The sequence below is a fragment of the Actinoallomurus sp. NBC_01490 genome, from assembly GCF_036227085.1.
GTDB lineage: Bacteria > Actinomycetota > Actinomycetes > Streptosporangiales > Streptosporangiaceae > Actinoallomurus > Actinoallomurus oryzae.
The window spans coordinates 10,191,403-10,207,942 of record NZ_CP109433.1 but is presented as its reverse complement, the minus strand read 5'-3'; the positions used below and the strand labels follow the sequence as shown (position 1 = coordinate 10,207,942).

The window sequence follows — 16,540 nt, the reverse complement described above, 5'->3', positions numbered from 1 at the left end:
CGTGAAGGGGAATGGATGACCGAAGACGTCGACGCGCTGCTCCGCTCGGTGGTGGACGAGGGCGCCGCTCTCGGGATCGGCTACGGCGTGGTGGACCCTACGGGGCTCGTGCACTCGGGCGGTCACGGCGTGATCAGCGAGGGAGGCCCGCGTCCGGAGCCGTCGACGGCGTTCCGCATCGCCTCGATGTCCAAGAGCTTCACGGCCGCCGCGGTCATGCTGCTGGCCGAGCGCGGCGCGCTGTGCCTCGCCGACCCGGTGAGCCGCCACGTGCCGGAGTTCGCCGCCGTACGGCTGCCGACGTCGGACTCCCCGCAGGTCACCGTGGAGATGCTGCTGTCGATGTCGGCCGGGCTGCCCACCGACGACCCGTGGGCGGACCGGCAGGAGTCGATGAGCCGGGAGGAGTTCGGGCGGCTCCTGACGAGCGGTGTCCGTTTCGTCAGCGTCCCGGGCACCGCGTACGAGTACTCCAACCTGGGGTACGCCCTGCTGGGCCGGGTGGTCGAGGCCGCCTCGGGGGAGTGCTTCCACACGTTCGTGCGCGAGCGGCTGATCCAGCCGCTGGGGCTGACCTCGACCGGCTACGACACGTCGGTGAAGGCGCCGGGCGGCGTGGCGACCGGGCACGTCCGCGTCGACGGTCGCTGGGAGGCGCTGCCGTTCTCCGAGCCGGGCGTGTTCTCGGCCATCGGCGGGCTGTTCAGCACGGTCGAGGACCTGGCGCTGTGGGTGCGCTGGCTCGCCGACGCGTTCCCGGCCCGCGACGGTGCGGACCCCGGGCCGCTGAGCCGCGCGTCCCGCCGTGCGATGCAGCAGGTCCAGCGGGCCCGTCCGGCCGGAGACGGCCCGGTCGGGTACGGCTACGGCCTGGTGATCCACCACGAGCCGGAGTGGGGGACCGTCGTCTCGCACAGCGGCGGATACCCGGGCTTCGGCTCGCACATGCGCTGGCACCCGGACAGCGGCCTCGGCGTCGTGGCGCTGACGAACGCGCGGTACGTCTCCGGTTCGGAGAAGGTGGCGGAGGCGCTGCGGACCGTGCTGGCGGAGGCCGCCGACCCGCGCGGCCCCGCGCCGCTGTGGCCCGAGACGTCCGAGGCGAGGACCGCCGTCGAGCGCCTGCTGCGTGAGTGGGACGGCGCCCTGGCCGCCGCCTGGCTGGCCGAGAACGTGGCGATGGACCTCGACCTGGCACGCCGCCGGGCGAGGATCGAGAGCCTGGTCGAGGAGGTGGGCCCGCTGCTGGAGCCGTCGGACGCGCTGCTGCGCACCGACTCACCGGCGCACGCGGTCTGGGAGGTCAGGGGCGAGCGCGGCTCGCTGCGCTGCGAGATCCGGCTCACGCCGGAGGACCCCCCGAAGATCCAGACCTTGAACGTGCGGCGGCTCGGCGCCAGGGACCGGCGTGAGGCGACTCGCGCCGCCTCACGTCACAACGCGATGTGACTCGTTTCACGCGACACTGCTTGCAGCCGCGCTTGCAATAGCAAGCGCGGCGACGCACAGTAGAGGCATGGCGACTTCCAAAGTCGGCTCCATCGGGGAGTACATCCGGGAGCAGCGCCAGCGGGCCAAGGTCTCGCTGCGGCAGCTGGCCGATGCCACGGGTGTGTCCAACCCTTACCTGAGCCAGATCGAGCGGGGGCTGCGAAAGCCGAGCGCGGAGATCCTGCAGCAGATCGCGAAGGGTCTGCGCATCTCCGCCGAGGCCTTGTACGTCCAGGCGGGGATCCTCGATGACCGCGAGTCGGACACGGATGTCCAGGCCGCCATCCGTGCGGACGTGGGCCTGTCGGAGAGGCAGAAACAGGTCCTGCTCGACATCTACGAGTCGTTCCGCAACGAAACGGGGAGCACCGCGGCACCGGACGCCGAAGCCGCCACCCGCACGACCCCACCGACGGAAGGAACGAACACATGACCATCACCGAGAGGCTGCGTGACAGCAAGGCCTTCTACGCCGCCGCCGGCGCCGGCGACTACGCGGTCGAGAAGCTGCGTGAGATGCCGGACCGCATCAACCGGTTCCAGGAGAAGACCGACCCCAAGGAACTGCCCGGCGCCGCCGTCGCGTACGTGACCCAGGTGGGCGCCCGCGCGGCCGAGGTGTACGACGGTCTGGCCGAGCGCGGAAAGCGCATCGTCAGCCGGGTCGACCGCCAGAAGGCGACCCAGGAGCTCGAGGCGCAGGCCAAGTCCACGGTCCGCAAGGCCCGTTCGGCCGCCGGCTCCGCTCGCCAGACGGCGCGTACGGCCACCAGGGCCGCCAGTGACGCCTCCAAGAAGGTCGGCAACTGATCGCGCCGTAAGACGTCACCGACGACGGCCCGGACGGGGTGTCCCGTCCGGGTCGTCGCGCGTATTCCTCGTCCGAGTCGGGTGTGCCGCCGGGGAAAACGCATACGCTGGGGCCTGTCAAGCAATGTCGCGGCGTTCCGGCGCCGTCCACCACAGGGAGTTCAGCCGTGCTCGGAGGAGCCCAGGGTGTCGTGGCCTACCTGTTCTGGGCCGTGGCGATCGTCGCGTTCGTCATCGAGGTGTGGGCGTTCATCGACGCCGTACGCCGTCCGGCCGGCGCGTACGCGGCCGCGGGCAAGCTCACCAAGCAGCTCTGGTTGATCATTTTGGGGATCGCGCTGCTGTTCGGCCTGGCCGGCGCGGTGCAGCTGGTGTCGATCATCCAGATGCTGCCGATCATCGGCTTCATCGCGGCGGCGGTCTACCTCGCCGACGTGCGCCCCGCGGTCCGGCAGTACGGCCGGGGCGGGTCCTCCTCTTCCGGGCCGTACGGGCCCTGGTGAGCCGGGCCGTCGCGGATCACCGGGCCCCGTCTCGAGGCCTTGGGACAGGTCCTACGGTCTGGCGAGCTTGAGCGCGCGGAGGTCGGCCACGAAGCGCCCGGCGATGTAGCGGGCGCCGGCCGTGCTCGGGTGGACCCCGTCGCTCAGGATGTACAGCGGCGCGTTGCCGGTGCCCTGCACGCGGTCGCCGGTGATCCAGCGCTCGCGCAGCGGGTCGACGAACGGCACGTTCTGCTCGCTCGCGACATTGGCCAGCTCGTCACGGATGCGCTCCACCGAGCGCGTCGGGTCGCCGCTGCCCCACATCGGGCCCATGAGCAGCATGCGCGTGTCGGGCCAGGTCTGCCGGATCGTCGTCAGCAGCTGCCGGGCCGCGCCGGCCACCGTCGCCGGCGGGTGGTTGCGGTCGTTGTGGCCGCCCGAGACGATGACCAGATCGGGTGCCGGGCGCCAGGCGAGCTGCTCGGTGAACAGGTCGGCGAAGTTCTTGTGCACGCTGCCCTCGGCCACGAACCCGGTGCCGCGGTAGCCGCCGAGGATCACCTGCCAGCCGAGCGTGCGCGCGGTGTCGGCGGCGTAGGTCAGCTCGGGCACCTGCCCGAGGCGTCCGGTCGTGTAGCTGTCACCGAGGAACATCACGACCGGCGCGCGCCGCGGCGTGGCCTTGGTCGGGGCGCTGTCGGCCCGTGCCTTGCCCGCCGCACCGCCGCACCCCGCGGTCGCGAGGAGAGCGGTGACGGCGGCGACGCTGTTCAGCACGCGTCGTCTCATCCCGCCCCCTGTACCCGCGCCCGGCAAGCGGGCGTCCTATGGTCCTGTTATGGCGACGACGCACCGGCTTGAACTGACCGACCAGACACTCCGCGAATGGGATGCGAAAGTACTCTCGTCCGGTCCTGACGGAATCGTCCTCGACCGTTCCGCATTTTATCCAGGCGGAGGCGGCCAACCGGCCGATCTTGGAGTTCTCCTGTGGCAGGGAGTCCAGACGCGCATCGCCGGCGTGCGCAAGGGCGACGAGCTCTATCTGATTCCCGTCGAGGGAGACCCGCTGCCACCTGCGGGAATTCCGGTACGCGGCGCGATCGAGGACGAACGCCGCACCAGCCTCATGCGCACACATTCAGGTCTGCATGTTCTCTGCGGTGTCGTGTTCCGCGACTACGGCTGCCTCGTCACGGGCGGCAACATGGAGCCCGGGGTGGCGCGCATGGACTTCAACCTGCCCGAGGTGCCGCCCGGCTTCAAGGAGGCGGTCGAGGACGCCTGCAACGCCGAGATCACCGCCGACCGGCGCATCGACGTCCGTACGCTGCCCCGCGCGGAGGCGTTCCAGATCCCCGACATCATCCGCACCGCGACGAACCTCGTCCCGCCGGAGGTGGAGGAGGTGCGCATCGTCGACATCGTGGGCCTGGACACCCAGGCCGACGGCGGCACACACGTCGCCTCCACCCGCCAGATCGGCCGGCTGCGCGTCGCCAAGGTGGAGAACAAGGGCCGGGGCTTCCGCCGCGTCCGCATCCGCATCGAGGACTGACTCCGGCCGCCGCCCGCCGGCCCCGGTTCTACGCGGTGAGCTTCTCCGAGAGGTTCCACAGGCGTTCGGCGCGGCCGGGGTCGAGCAGGTACGGCAGGTAGTGGCCGTGGGGCGGGTCGCCGTCGGCGGTCCAGGGCCGGGCGATCGCGCAGTTGTCGAGGTAGAGGCCGCCGCGCCGGTGGAGTTCGGGCGCGACGGCCGCCCACACGGAGGTGGCCGCGCCCTGCGGGACGGTCTTCCACCCGGGCATGTCGGTGCGCGGCCGGCCGTGTTCGTCGGCCCAGCCCCGGGCCTTCAGGTCGGCGGGGGAGATGTGCCGCATCAGGTCGGTCATGATCGTGCCGGGCATGACGGCGTTGGCGGTGATCCCGTCGTCGCCGTACCGTGCGGTCAAACCGACGGCGAACAGGCCGTTGGCGGTCTTGGACTGCCCGTACGCCTGCCAGGCGTCGTAGGGGCGGCGCTCGTAGTTGGGGTCGCCGAAGTCGATGTCGCCGCGGCGGTGTGCCCGCGAGGACAGCGACACCACGCGGGCGGTCCCCGCGGCACGCAGCGCGGGCAGCAGCCCGGCCGTGAGGGCGAAGTGACCGAGGTGGTTGACGCCGAACTGGGACTCGAACCCGTCGGCGGTGCGTGTGAACGGCGCGCCCATGATGCCGGCGTTGTTGACGAGCAGGTGCAGTGGTCTGCCGGTGGCCAGGTATTCGGTGGTGAAGGTGGCCATCGACGCCAGCGAATCCAGCCGCAGTGCGCGGAACTCGATGTCCGGGTTGCCGGTCGCCTCGCGCATACGGGCGGCGGCGTCCTCGCCGCGGGTGCGATCGCGCGTGGCGAGGACGACGCGGGCACCGGCCGCGGCCAGAGCGCGGGCGGTCTCGGCGCCCAGCCCGGAGGCGCCACCGGTGACGATCGCCTCCGTGCCGGTCAGATCGTGGCCCCGAAGCACGTCGTCGGCGGTGCTGTGCGCATCGAAGGTCATCGTGTTCTCCCTGCGAACGTGTTCTCCGCTTCGTCTTCAGGATGGGATCCGCGGATCCGCCGAGTAAGGCCGTGTCATACCTGGCAGCGTCGCTGCCACCCTGGTGGATTTGCCACACTTGTGCGGTGGCAGAGAACGACAACCGCCTCGGCGCGTTCCTGCGGGCACGGCGGGCGCGGATCCGCCCGGAACAGGTCGGGCTGCCGCCGGGCGCGGGCCGCCGGCGCACCCCCGGCCTGCGCCGTGAGGAACTGGCCACACTGACCGGCGTCAGCGTCGACTACCTCAACCGGCTCGAGCAGGGCCGGGAGACCAACCCGGGCAACGGTGTCCTCGACGCCATCGCCAGGGCCCTGCTGCTGAACGAGGAAGAGCACGAGCATCTGTACGCGCTGGCGCGCCACGCGGCGCGGGCGGACCCACCGCCGATCCGGCCGGACCACACCCTCAGGCCGGGAATCCTGATGCTGCTGGAGAACATTCGCCCGTGCCCCGCCTATGTCCTGTCGCGGTACAGCGATGTTCTCGCCGCCAATCCCGAAGGGCTGGCTCTGCACGTCGGCCTGGGCGAATGGCCGGCCGAGAAACGCAACACGGTCAGATATCTGTTCCGTGACCCGGTCACCCGGGAGTTGTTCCCGGACTGGGAATGGCTCGCGCGAGTGACCGTCGCCCGGATACACCGGCTCCTCGGCGAGGACCCCGGCGCTGTCGAACTGACCGCCCTCATCGAGGAGCTCCGCGAGCACAGCAGGGAATTCGCCGACCTGTGGGCGCTCCACGACATCGCCACCCGTGGCAGTGACCGCCGCCTGTTCCGGCACCCCGCGGTCGGCGACATCGCCCTGGAGTCGGAGACGCTCTATCTCGGCGACAGCGGCCTGCGGATGACCGTCTACCAGGCCGCGCCGGGAACCGCCGACCACCGCGCCCTGCTCGAACTGGCCCGCTCGGCCGGCGGCGCGCCGCCCGCCGCCGAACCCGCCCCGGCGGCCGAGAACCCCGGCACCTGACGGCGCACTGTACGCCGTGGGGTGTCCTCACGTCCCGGTGCGCAGGGTGCGGTCGAGCAGTGTGGCGGCCAGCAGCGCCGCCGAGCCGATGACGAGCACGGTGGCCAGGGTGTGCAGGCCCCGATCGGTGGCCTCGCCACCGAAGGTGAGGTTGATGAGACTGGCCGAGGCGATCGCGCCGACGTACATGAAGCTGCGCATCAGCCCGGCGGCGACACCGGTCTGGTCGGCCGGGGCCTGGGCGTACATCGCGGCCTGGCCGGCGGTGATGTTGAGCCCGTTCTGCACCCCGAACACGACACCGATCCCGGCCAGCGCCCACAGCGGCGCGGCGGCGCCCACGACCAGCAACAGCAGGCTGCCCGTGGTCAGCACGGCGGCGCCGGCCACCAGAAGCCCCCACACGGCCTGGCGGCGGGCGGCGAACAGGGAGACGAGGGTGGCGGTCGCGAACGACGGCATCATCAGCGCACCGGCGACGGTCGCGGAGTGGCCCGCGCTCTGCTCCAGCCAGATCGCCCACCCGTAGACGAAGCAGTAGGTGATCAGCATCGTCACGCCGTAGCGCAGGTAGGTCGCCGTCAGGGCGTGGTTGCGAGCGAGCATCCGCACGTCGATGAACGGGGCACGCGCCCGCAGTTCCCACACCGCCAGCGCGGTGAACAGCACGACCGTCAGGACCAGCAGCCACCAGCGCGGGTGGGCGAGACCCATCATGAAGACCATCAGGGCGGTCAACGCGCCGGCGAACAGCGCCAGGCCGGGCGCGTCGAGGACCACGCGCAGCGGCTCGCGGCGGTCCACCGGATCGTCCGTGGGCAGCCACGACAGGGCCAGCACCGCGCTGACCAGCCCCAGCGGAACGTTCACCAGGAACGTCAGCCGCCACCCGCCCAACGCCATCAGCCCACCGCCGAGCACCGGGCCCACCGCCATGCTGACCTGACCCATGATCGCCAGCACCCCCAGCACCCGTCCGGGCGCCGGCCGGCCCAGCCGGACGGACTGGCGGCGTACCAGGGCCATCGCCGCGGGATACGCCGCCGAGGTGCCCAGTCCGATGATCACGCGTGCGACCACCAGCATGCCCAGGCTCACGGCGGCCCAGCCGATCACGCCGCCGGCGGCCACGAGCACCGACCCGGCCAGGTACACGCGCCGGGGGCCGAGGCGGTCCGCCAGCCGGCCCATCGTCGGCTGGCCGATCGCGGTGGCCAGGTAGAGCACGGAGACCAGCCACGCGGTCGCGTCCGGCCCCACGGAGAAACCGTGGCCGATCGCCACCAGAGCGATCGCGATGATCGAGGAGTTGACCGGGTTCAGCACCGAGCCGAACGAGACCGCACTGACGAACCGCCGTCCGAAGCCGAGGCGCTCCGCATCCGCACGGAACCGTCCGGCGCCGACGTTCGAGACGGTTCCGGAAGGACCGGTGACACTGTTCATGCGTCGATCCTGAGCACGGCGGCCGGGCCGGGGAAGGCCGCGCGATACCTGGCAGCCGCAGTGCCACCCGAGGGATGACGGCGACGACCGAACGGCCGGGCGGCGCCGGGCAACGGCCGGCACCGGAAAAACGGCCGTAATTGCGGCGCCTTTTCGTACATCCCCTTTTTACGGCCGGTTACCGTCCGGCCGTTCTTCGGTTATTCGGCGTAATGAACAAGATTCACCCTGTTAACGTCCCGGCTCGGTGATCATGATGAGTTTTCGGGTCGAGCCGGCCCGGGAGAGGGAGGCGCGGATGCGCCCGAAAGCAGGCAGGCTGGTGTTCGCCCTGGCCCTGGCGGTCGCGGACCTGGGCGTGCTCGGCGGTACGGCGGGGGCGGCCGATCCGCCGTTGGCGATCGTTCCGACCGACTATCCGATTCCGTCCGGCGCGCTCTTCGTGAGCCCGTCCGGCGACGATTCGGCGGCCGGCGACCAGACCCATCCGCTGAAGACGGTGCACAAGGCGGTCACCGCGGCGTCGGCCGGCGGCACGATCGTCATCCGTCAGGGCACCTACCGTGAATCGCTGGGCAGCATCGGCAAGAAGCTGACCCTGCAGCCGTACCCGGGCGAGCAGGTCTGGTTCAACGGCGCCTCGGTGGTCGCTTCGAGCCGGTTCACCGCCGACGGCGCGACCTGGCGGCTGGACGGCTGGGATCCGCCGATCTGCCAGCCCGAGTCGGGCACACCGCCCGCCGCCGACCTGCACAACTGCGTGAACCCCGACGGCCTGTCCTCGGCGAACCCGATCGGCGCCGACCCGGAGATGGTCTTCGTGGACGGCACGCCGCTGACCGAGGTCACCGCCAAGTCGGCGGTCGGCGCGGGCAAGTTCTACTACGACAGCGTGGGCTCCAAGCTGTACATCGGCACCGCGCCCACCGGCCACACCGTGGAGGTCGCGGACAAGAAGCTCGCCCTCCAGCTCTCCGCCGGCGCGGCCGGGACGGTCGTACGCGGGCTCGGCTTCATCCACTACGCCTCCGCGCCGGACGAGACGACCGGCGCCGCCGCGCTGATCTCGCAGGCCCAGGGCGCCGTGTTCGAGAAGGACACGATCGCGCTGAACGCGGCGGGCGGGCTGAGCCTCAGCCTGCAGTCGGGCATGCGGGTCAGCGGCAACCTGCTGCTGCGCAACGGCTACGACGCCATCCTCACGCACAAGGCCACCGACCTGACCGTCGAGGACAACCAGGTGTACGGCAACAACACCGAGCGGCTCGGGATGGGCTCCAGCGCGATCACCGGGGCGGGGATGAAGGCCACCCGGCTGCGCGACTCGGTGGTCCGCGACAACGTCTTCGACGGCAACACCGGTACCGGCTTCTGGTGCGACCTGGCCTGCAACAACGTCCAGGTGCTGCGGAACGTCGCACGCGGCAACAGCAAGCACGGCCTGTACTACGAGGTGTCGGCCCACGGCCTGATCGCCTCCAACCTCAGCACCGGCAACGGCGGCTACGGACTGAAGATCAGCGGCTCCGCGCACGTCCGGACGTACAACAACACCTTCGCCGGCAACGCCCAGGCGATCGAGGTGGCCGAGGACCCGCGGCCGACCGAGCCGTGCGACAACGACCTGAACCGCTGCCCGACGGCGGAGGACCAGGCGCTCGGCGTCACGTACGACACCGCCGACGTGACACTGGTCAACAACATCTTCGCCGGCGCGACGGGCGAGAGCGCGGCGCTGTTCGACACCGTCGCCAACAAGACCACCGGCGTCGGTGCCGCCCAGATGATCCCGGCCGCGCAGATGGATCACAACGGTTACTACCGCGCGAGCGCCACGGCCCCGGGGACGCTGGTCAACTGGCAGTCGGCGACCGCCGGGACGTCCTATACGAGCCTGCCGGCGTTCCAGGCCACCGGCCGCGACGCGCACGGCCTCTACCAGGAGGGCTCGGCGTCGTACTTCACCGACGCCGCCGGCGGCGACTACCGGGTGGTGCCCGGCAGCCCGGCGGAGACCGCGGGCGCGGCCCTGCCCGCCGACGTCGCCACCGCGATCGGCGTGTCGTCCGGGACCCCGGTGGCACTCGGCGCGCTCGCCTGGCCCGGCCGTTCGACTCCCGGCACGCCCACGCCGGTCCTGGACACGCCCGTCACCCGGCTGCACCACCCGCAGAACGGAGACACCCTGCTGACCGCGAGCGGCACCGAGGCCACGAACGCGGTGCAGAAGTACGGCTACGTCTCCGACGGCACCGCCTTCTACGCCTCCGGCACGCAGGCGGACGGCATGGTCCCGGTGTACCGGTTGCAGAACGCCACGACGCACGACCGGCTCTACACGACCACGACGTCCGAACGCGACTCGGCGGTCGCCGACTACGGCTACACCGACGAGGGTGTGAAGTTCTACGTGGCCGGCGCCACGGGTACCGGGCTGGTCCCGGTGTACCGGCTGCAGAAGAGCGGCCTGCACACGGTCGCGGTCGGCGACGCGGAGAAGAACGCCGACGTCGCCGACGGATGGAACTACGAGAAGGTCCTCTTCTACGCCCGGTCGGCCTGAGCGACCGCCCGGAACCCTCGCCCGTCGCCCGGCAGGGCATGGGTTCCGGGCGTTCTCGGCCGGTCCGTGACGCGGGCGCGGATGCCGGCGCGGCGTTCGTCCGTCTTCGCCGGCGACGCGGAGGGCGGGGCCGCGGTCATGCGCGGTCCGACGCGACCTCGTGGATCTGCGCGCCGGTGAGGGCGCCGGCGAAGACGCGTACGTCGTCGATGGCGCCGTGCCAGCCGTCGACCGGCTCGCCGTCCGCCAGCGCGCGCCCGATGTCGAGCGGACCGGCCGCCCGCGTGAGCGAGGCCCGCGTACGGCAGGCCTCCAGCCGGCCGTCGACGTAGAGGCAGACGCGCCGGCCGGCGGGATCGTGGACCGCGGCCAGGTGGGTCCATCGGCCGGGTACGGGCCGCCGACCGCTGAAGACCGTCTCGTCGCCCATCGCCCAGCCCTTGCGACGGTCGGGCATGAGGAACGCCCATTCGCGATGATCGGCGTCGTAGTCGAGCAGTACGACGTCGGCGTCGCGGCCGGCGCCGTGGTCGCTGACCACCGTGCCCCAGTCGCCGCTCCCGTCGAGGCGTGCCCACGCCGTGATGGTGAAGGCCTCATCGGTCCGGACCACCGGCCCATGGGTCACGGCGTGGCCGTTCCCCGCTAGGGCCAGCGCGTGCCCGCCGCCGGGCATCGCGGCACGGACCGCGTCGCCGCCGATCGTCGCGTTCCTGCCATGGCCTGAGGAGTCCCACGCGGCCGGACCGCCCGTCTCCTCGAAGCGCCACCACGCGGCGGGGAGGGGAAGAAGGCGGCTGCCGTTCGCCGACAACCGCGCGGACGTGCCATCGGGACGCGAGGGGCGGGAGACCGGCCGGCGTACGTCCGGCGGATGGGGAGAGGCCCCCGCGACCAGCAACCCCGCCAGCAGCACGGCCGCGAGCCGCGCCGGCCGGCCGAGCCGCCGCACCCGGCCGCTCCCACGCGCGGCAGCCGCCACCGCACCGGATGGAGCCGTCGTCTCGCCGCCGGGTGGGCGGGCCGTTCCCGTGCCGGGTGGAGTCGTCGTCTCCTCGCCGGGCGGGCGCGTCGGTTCCGTGCCGGGCGAGCCGGTGTCCGCGGACGGGATCGCCGCCTCCGCGCCGGGCGCGGGATCGGCCGGGGACGGCGCGGACACCTCACTCGCGCTCAGCCGGCGGCGTGCGTCCACCCAGAGGGCCACCGTCTCCTCGTCGCAGCCGCAGGCGCTCACCAGAGCCGCGACGAGTTCGGTGCGGGGGAGCGACCGGCGGGCCAGGGCCGTGGCGATCGTGCTGTGCGGCAGGGCGTGCCCGCGGCGGGCCGCCTCTTTCTCGAGGCGGCGGTAGGTCCGGTCCGACCATGCCTTGAGCCGTCTCAACTGTTCGACGAACTCCGCGGGTGACGTCGCATCGCGCGGGTCCGGAGCATGGTTGTCTAAAGGCACGAAACGAAATCTATCGCGTCGTATTCCGGCGACCGTCATTTTTACCAGTCCGACCTCGAACGGCGGTGATGGGGGCCGCCCCCGCTTTCCGAACGGCCCCCACCCGACCTGCTACTTCACATTCTTGTAGCGAATGCCGTAGTAGTGGTTCGACTTGATGTACTTCCACGACCAGTACTGCTTCTGGGCGTAGCTGCCGGTGCGCGGCTCGGCGTAGACGTACACGCCCTTCTCGCCCTTCGAGACGACGAGGGCGACGTGGCCGCGGGCGCTGCTCTTCGGGTAGTGGGTGAGCGCGTCACCTTTGGCGACCTTCTTGACGTTGCTCACCTTCTTGGAGACACCGAGCAGGCTGCCGGTCCAGTAAGACGTGTGCAGGCCCCAGGCCATCGAGACGAACCCGGAGCAGTCCCTGCGGTAGCGGCCGTACGAGTTGCAGTACGGCGTACCGGTCTGGGAGTACGGGACCTTGGCCGTGACCCAGCTCTTGCCCCGCTTGAGGATCGTGGTGCGCGAGAGGTGGAGGTTCTTGGACGGCGTCTTGCCGCACTTGTGCGGGGCGACGGCGGAGGTGGCCGCCGCCGGAGCGGCGCCGGCGTGCACGGCCGCGTGCTCGCCGCCGTCCCCGGCGAGCCCCGCTCCGGCGAATCCGGCCGCGGCGAGGGCGAGAGCGGCGGTCGACACGGGCAGGAGTACTTTTCGATCGACGTTCACGGCGTCTCCTTTTCGGGTCCCTTTCGCGGGACGCGATCGGTTGGTCACAGGTGTAGTCAGGTGACCTTCCAAGGCGCAATGAATAGTGTGTTCGGCCCTGTTCGGCGCTGTTCGCACCTGCTCGACCTGCGCATTCGACGAAAAGGGACGGGAGACGCCTGGGGCGCGTCTCAAAGTCAGCGGGGCTTTGAGACGCGCCCTGGGTCGCCGAAATGGCTCGCGGTGGTCCGCGAATCGGCGAGTGCGTGCCGGCCGGCTCCGCGACCCGTCGTCGCGGGGCCGGCCGTCCGGGGTCAGTTGACGGTTAGGGTTTCGGCGACCGGGCGTGGGCTGTTCGGGGTGCAGGGGATGGTCAGGGTGCCGAGCAGCGAGACCGACGCCTTGACCGTGACGTTGCCGCCCTGGACCTGGTCCGTACCGGCCGCCGTCGGCGTCCAGTCGCCGCTCAGGTCGCCGGTGATGGGCTGGTTGGCGGGCACCGAGCCGCCGCTGCCGGTCACCGAGAACGAGGCGGTCTGCGCCCCGGTCACGTCAAGGGCGGCCGTCGCGCTCCAGGAGTTGATCGCGACCGGCGAGGACAGGCTCAGGTTGGAGATGTGCAGCGCGAAGTGGGTGGAGGTGCCCACGGTCGACGGGTTGGGGGATGCGGTCAGCGTGCCGGTGATGGTGACCGTCTGCGACCCCGACAGCGGGATGCTGCAGGTGTAGGCGGCCGAGAAGTCGGAGGCGTGGGCGGGCGCCTGGAGAGCGAGCGCGCCGAGTCCGCCGAGTGCCATGACGGTGGAGGTGGCCGCGACACGCCTGGCGAGGGACCTGGTCATCGAGGGCTCCTTTCGTCCGGGATGGCGGGTATGGCTGGTTGACCCGGACTCTTTACTTATCCGCAATGCGCTGGTAACGGGTCAACTGACTCATGAGTAAGTTTCACGTTTGCCGATGGATGTCGGCGCCCGGGCGGTCAGCGGGCATCGGTGGCCGGGCGGTCAGCGGGCGTCGGTGACCGGGCGGTCGGCGGGCGTCGGTGGCTGGCCGGTCGGCGGGCGTCGGTGGCCGGGCGGTCAGTGGCCGTCGGTGGCCGGGCGGGTCAGGGCGGGGACCGACTCCAGCACCTTTTCGACGATGGCCAGGGCGTGGGCGGTCGCCTCGCGAGTGCGGTCGGCGTCGTAGCGCTCGGCCCGGCAGTAGGTGATCGCGGCGCGCAGGCCGCCGAAGGCGACCCCCATGACCGTCGCCGCGGTGACCGCGTCCAGGTCCGGGGCGATGCCGCGCAGCACCTCGACGAACCCCTCCTCCGCGTCCGCGAAGCGTTTCAGCGCCTGCGCCTGCAGGGACGGGCGGTCGCGGATGAGGGCGACCTGGATCGCGCCGTCCTCGTCCTCGGCCGAGATGGCCTCGACCAGCGCGTCGGCCACGCGCCGGAACGTCGCCAGCGGGGTCTCGTCGCTCGGGCGCTCCGCGAGGCGCGCGCGGATGTCGGCCAGGCGTTCGTCCATCTCGGCGAACACCACGTCGTCCTTTGACGGGAAGTAGCTGAAGAAGGTCCGGGGCGACACGTCGGCGGCGGCGGCGATGTCGGAGATCGTCGTCTCCTCGAAGCCGCGCTCGTCGAACAGCCGCAGGGCGGCGGAGGCGATGGCCCGGCGCGTGCGGAGCTTCTTCCGCTCCCTCAGCCCCATGTGATCCATTTCACCAATATATACACTCGATGCGAAGTTGCAGCCATTGCACGTTTTTCCGTGGCGTGCTGTCCTTGCACCATGGCACGGATACTGGATCGGCTGGGGCGGTTCTGTGCCCGGAACCGGCGGTGGGTGTTCGGGGTCTGGGCCGCCGTCGTGCTCGCGACCGTCGTCCTCGGGGTGGCCGGCGGTGGCACGTTCGTGCAGCAGGACCGGCTGCCCGGTACCGAGACCCAGGCGTCGATCGACCTGCTCCGCAAGAACTTCCCCGACGTCACCGGCCCCACGACGACGATCGTCTTCCACCCGCAGCGCGGCGTCTCGCTGAACGACTGGCGCGTCGCGGTGCAGGTCGGCCAGGCCATCAAGCAGGTCGGCGAGCTGCCGCGCGTGGCCACCGTCGAGAACCCCTACGGCGGCACGGGCGGCGCCAAGGGCCCGAACGCCGTCATCGCGGTCGCCCACCTCAAGGGCACCGCACGCGACCTGCGGCCCGAGGACATGAACGCCCTGGAGGAGGCCACCGAACCGGCCCGGCTGGCCGGCGTCGACGTCGACTACGGCGGCATCGCCTCCATGATCCTCAACCAGCCCAAGGCCGGGCCCAAGGAGGGCGTCGGCGTCGTCCTGGCGCTCGGCGTACTGCTGCTGGCCTTCGGATCGTTCCTCGCCGCCGGTGTGCCGATCGTGGTGTCCCTCGCGGCCCTCGCCGTGGCGTACTCACTGATCCACTTCGGCGCGTCGCTCGTCCAGGTGCATCCGACCGCGCCGATGGTGGCCGCCATGCTCGGCCTCGGCGCGGGCATCGACTACTCGCTGTTCGTGGTGACGCGACATCGGCGGCAGCTCGCCGACGGCATGGACGTGGAGGCCTCCATCGGGCGGGCGCTGGCGACATCGGGGCACGCCGTGGTCTTCGCGGGCGGCACGGTGGTGTTCGCGATCTGCGGGCTGTGGTTCTCCGGCATCACCTTCATCGGCATCATCGGCCTGGCCAGCGCCATCGCCGTGCTCCTCATGGTGACCGGCGCGCTGACCCTCCTGCCCGCGGTGCTCGGCGCGCTCGGCACGGGCATCGACCGGTACAAACTGCCGCGGGTGCGGCCGGACAAGTCCACCCACCGCTGGGAGCGCTGGGGCCGGCACGTGGACCGCAACGCCTGGCCGTACGCGATCGCCGCGACCGCCTTCCTGCTCTTCCTCGCGACCCCGGTGCTCAGCCTGCGCTTCGGCATCATGGCCGACAGCACCCTGCCGCACTCCAACACCGCGCGGCGGGCGTACGACGTGACCGCCGAGAACTTCGGGCCCGGCTGGTACAGCCCGTTCGCCGTGGTCGCGTCCGTGCCCTCGCCGGAGCATCCGCCTCAGGCGGACGAGTCGACCAAGACGGCGAAGGGCTGGTCGGCGCTGCGCCGCGAGCCGGGCGGGCGGCTGAACGTCAGCCCCGACGACCGGCCGGCGCCCAACCCGCAGGCGCGGCGGCTCGGCGAGGAGCTGCAACGGCGGTTCCGCGGCGTCCACGACGTCGCCGCGGTGGACAACATGGTCGTCGCCGGTGACAGCGTCATCATCACCGTCGTGCCGGCGTCGCGGCCGGAGACCGCGGCAACCGCCGACCTCGTACGGAACCTGCGCGAGAACGTGATCCCGCCGATCGTGAAGGCCCACCCGGGCGCACGCGCTTACGTCGGCGGCGAGTCGCCCGCGATCATCGACATGGCCACGATCGTCAAGCAGCGCATGCCGTACGTGGTCGTCGTCGTGGTCGGCGTCGCGCTGATCCTGCTGGTCATCGCGTTCCGCTCGGTGCTGGTGCCGCTCAAGGCCGCGCTGATGAACATGCTGTCGATCGGCGCCTCGTACGGCGTGGTCACCGCGGTCTTCCAGTGGGGCTGGGGCATTCGCCTGATCGGCCTCGACCAGCCGATGCCGATCGTGTCGTTCGTGCCGCTGTTCATGTTCGCGCTGATCTTCGGGCTGTCGATGGACTACGAGGTGTTCCTGCTGTCCCGGGTGCGCGAGGAGTACCTGCGCACCGGCGACCCGCACGAGAGCGTCGTGAAGGGCATCGGCTCGACCGCCCGGCTCATCACGTCGGCGGCGCTCATCATGATCTTCGTCTTCCTGAGCTTCCTCGGCCAGCCGGACTCGATGGTGAAGATGATGGGCATCGGCCTGGCCTCGGCCGTCGCCGTGGACGCGACCGTGGTGCGCCTCGTGCTCGTCCCGGCCCTGATGAGCCTGCTCGGCCACGCCAACTGGTGGTTCCCCGGCCGCCGCCCGTCCCCGCCCAGCCCTCGGCCGGCCGAGCGCGAGCTCGAACCGGTGCGCTGACCCGTGGCGGGGAAGGAC

General features: G+C 71.4%; 15 protein-coding genes. 8 read left to right on the top strand and 7 right to left on the bottom strand.

Annotation, left to right across the window (positions count from 1 at the left end; translation table 11 throughout):
* The first annotated feature begins 15 nt into the window (after positions 1 to 15).
* The 4 genes from OG417_RS46855 (at position 16) to OG417_RS46840 (ending at position 2,804) form a co-directional block, all read left to right on the top strand.
* Positions 16 to 1,449, top strand: coding sequence for a serine hydrolase domain-containing protein (locus OG417_RS46855; protein ID WP_329243942.1), 1,434 nt, complete (start codon positions 16 to 18; stop codon positions 1,447 to 1,449).
* A gap of 67 nt (positions 1,450 to 1,516) precedes the next feature.
* On the top strand, positions 1,517 to 1,924 hold the full coding sequence (locus tag OG417_RS46850; protein ID WP_329243939.1) for a helix-turn-helix domain-containing protein: 408 nt from the start codon (positions 1,517 to 1,519) through the stop codon (positions 1,922 to 1,924).
* Positions 1,921 to 2,301: a hypothetical protein gene (locus OG417_RS46845; protein ID WP_329243936.1), complete on the top strand. Its 381-nt coding sequence runs from the start codon at positions 1,921 to 1,923 to the stop codon at positions 2,299 to 2,301. The genes OG417_RS46850 and OG417_RS46845 overlap by 4 nt, the downstream gene beginning before the upstream one ends.
* A 167-nt stretch (positions 2,302 to 2,468) precedes the next feature.
* The gene (locus tag OG417_RS46840) at positions 2,469 to 2,804 is read left to right on the top strand and encodes a DUF2516 family protein (protein ID WP_329243932.1); all 336 of its coding nucleotides are present in this window, start codon (positions 2,469 to 2,471) and stop codon (positions 2,802 to 2,804) included.
* 51 nt (positions 2,805 to 2,855) lie between these two features.
* On the opposite strand, the gene OG417_RS46835 is transcribed toward OG417_RS46840, so the two are convergent.
* Positions 2,856 to 3,575, bottom strand: a complete 720-nt coding sequence (locus tag OG417_RS46835) for an SGNH/GDSL hydrolase family protein (protein ID WP_329243929.1) — start codon at positions 3,573 to 3,575, stop codon at positions 2,856 to 2,858.
* 232 nt (positions 3,576 to 3,807) lie between these two features.
* On the opposite strand from OG417_RS46835, the gene OG417_RS46830 reads away from it, so the two are divergent.
* Positions 3,808 to 4,344: an alanyl-tRNA editing protein gene (locus OG417_RS46830; protein ID WP_329243927.1), complete on the top strand. Its 537-nt coding sequence runs from the start codon at positions 3,808 to 3,810 to the stop codon at positions 4,342 to 4,344.
* A gap of 28 nt (positions 4,345 to 4,372) precedes the next feature.
* On the opposite strand, the gene OG417_RS46825 is transcribed toward OG417_RS46830, so the two are convergent.
* The gene (locus OG417_RS46825; RefSeq protein WP_329243924.1) at positions 4,373 to 5,323 is read right to left on the bottom strand and encodes an SDR family NAD(P)-dependent oxidoreductase; all 951 of its coding nucleotides are present in this window, start codon (positions 5,321 to 5,323) and stop codon (positions 4,373 to 4,375) included.
* Between the two features lie 125 nt (positions 5,324 to 5,448).
* Between OG417_RS46825 and OG417_RS46820 the strand changes: the two genes are divergently transcribed.
* Positions 5,449 to 6,336, top strand: coding sequence for a helix-turn-helix transcriptional regulator (locus tag OG417_RS46820; RefSeq protein WP_329243921.1), 888 nt, complete (start codon positions 5,449 to 5,451; stop codon positions 6,334 to 6,336).
* 27 nt (positions 6,337 to 6,363) lie between these two features.
* On the opposite strand, the gene OG417_RS46815 is transcribed toward OG417_RS46820, so the two are convergent.
* A complete protein-coding gene (locus OG417_RS46815; RefSeq protein WP_329243918.1) occupies positions 6,364 to 7,782 on the bottom strand; it encodes an MFS transporter in 1,419 nt (472 codons plus the stop codon).
* Between the two features lie 298 nt (positions 7,783 to 8,080).
* Here OG417_RS46815 and OG417_RS46810 point away from each other — a divergent pair, with 298 nt between their 5' ends.
* The gene (locus tag OG417_RS46810) at positions 8,081 to 10,345 is read left to right on the top strand and encodes a right-handed parallel beta-helix repeat-containing protein (protein ID WP_329243916.1); all 2,265 of its coding nucleotides are present in this window, start codon (positions 8,081 to 8,083) and stop codon (positions 10,343 to 10,345) included.
* Positions 10,346 to 10,481: 136 nt separating this feature from the next.
* Here OG417_RS46810 and OG417_RS46805 read toward each other — a convergent pair whose 3' ends face one another.
* The 4 genes from OG417_RS46805 to OG417_RS46790 all read right to left on the bottom strand — a co-directional run bounded on the left by OG417_RS46805 (position 10,482) and on the right by OG417_RS46790 (position 14,191).
* Positions 10,482 to 11,792, bottom strand: a complete 1,311-nt coding sequence (locus tag OG417_RS46805) for a LamG-like jellyroll fold domain-containing protein (protein WP_329243913.1) — start codon at positions 11,790 to 11,792, stop codon at positions 10,482 to 10,484.
* 111 nt (positions 11,793 to 11,903) lie between these two features.
* Entirely contained in the window at positions 11,904 to 12,506 is a 603-nt protein-coding gene (locus OG417_RS46800) for a hypothetical protein (protein WP_329243910.1), read from the bottom strand.
* Positions 12,507 to 12,799: 293 nt separating this feature from the next.
* Complete coding sequence (locus OG417_RS46795; RefSeq protein ID WP_329243907.1) at positions 12,800 to 13,327, bottom strand: hypothetical protein; 528 nt, start codon at positions 13,325 to 13,327, stop codon at positions 12,800 to 12,802.
* 237 nt (positions 13,328 to 13,564) lie between these two features.
* Positions 13,565 to 14,191, bottom strand: a complete 627-nt coding sequence (locus OG417_RS46790; protein ID WP_329243904.1) for a TetR family transcriptional regulator — start codon at positions 14,189 to 14,191, stop codon at positions 13,565 to 13,567.
* A gap of 72 nt (positions 14,192 to 14,263) precedes the next feature.
* On the opposite strand from OG417_RS46790, the gene OG417_RS46785 reads away from it, so the two are divergent.
* Positions 14,264 to 16,522, top strand: coding sequence for an MMPL family transporter (locus OG417_RS46785; protein WP_329243901.1), 2,259 nt, complete (start codon positions 14,264 to 14,266; stop codon positions 16,520 to 16,522).
* Positions 16,523 to 16,540: the final 18 nt, after the last annotated feature.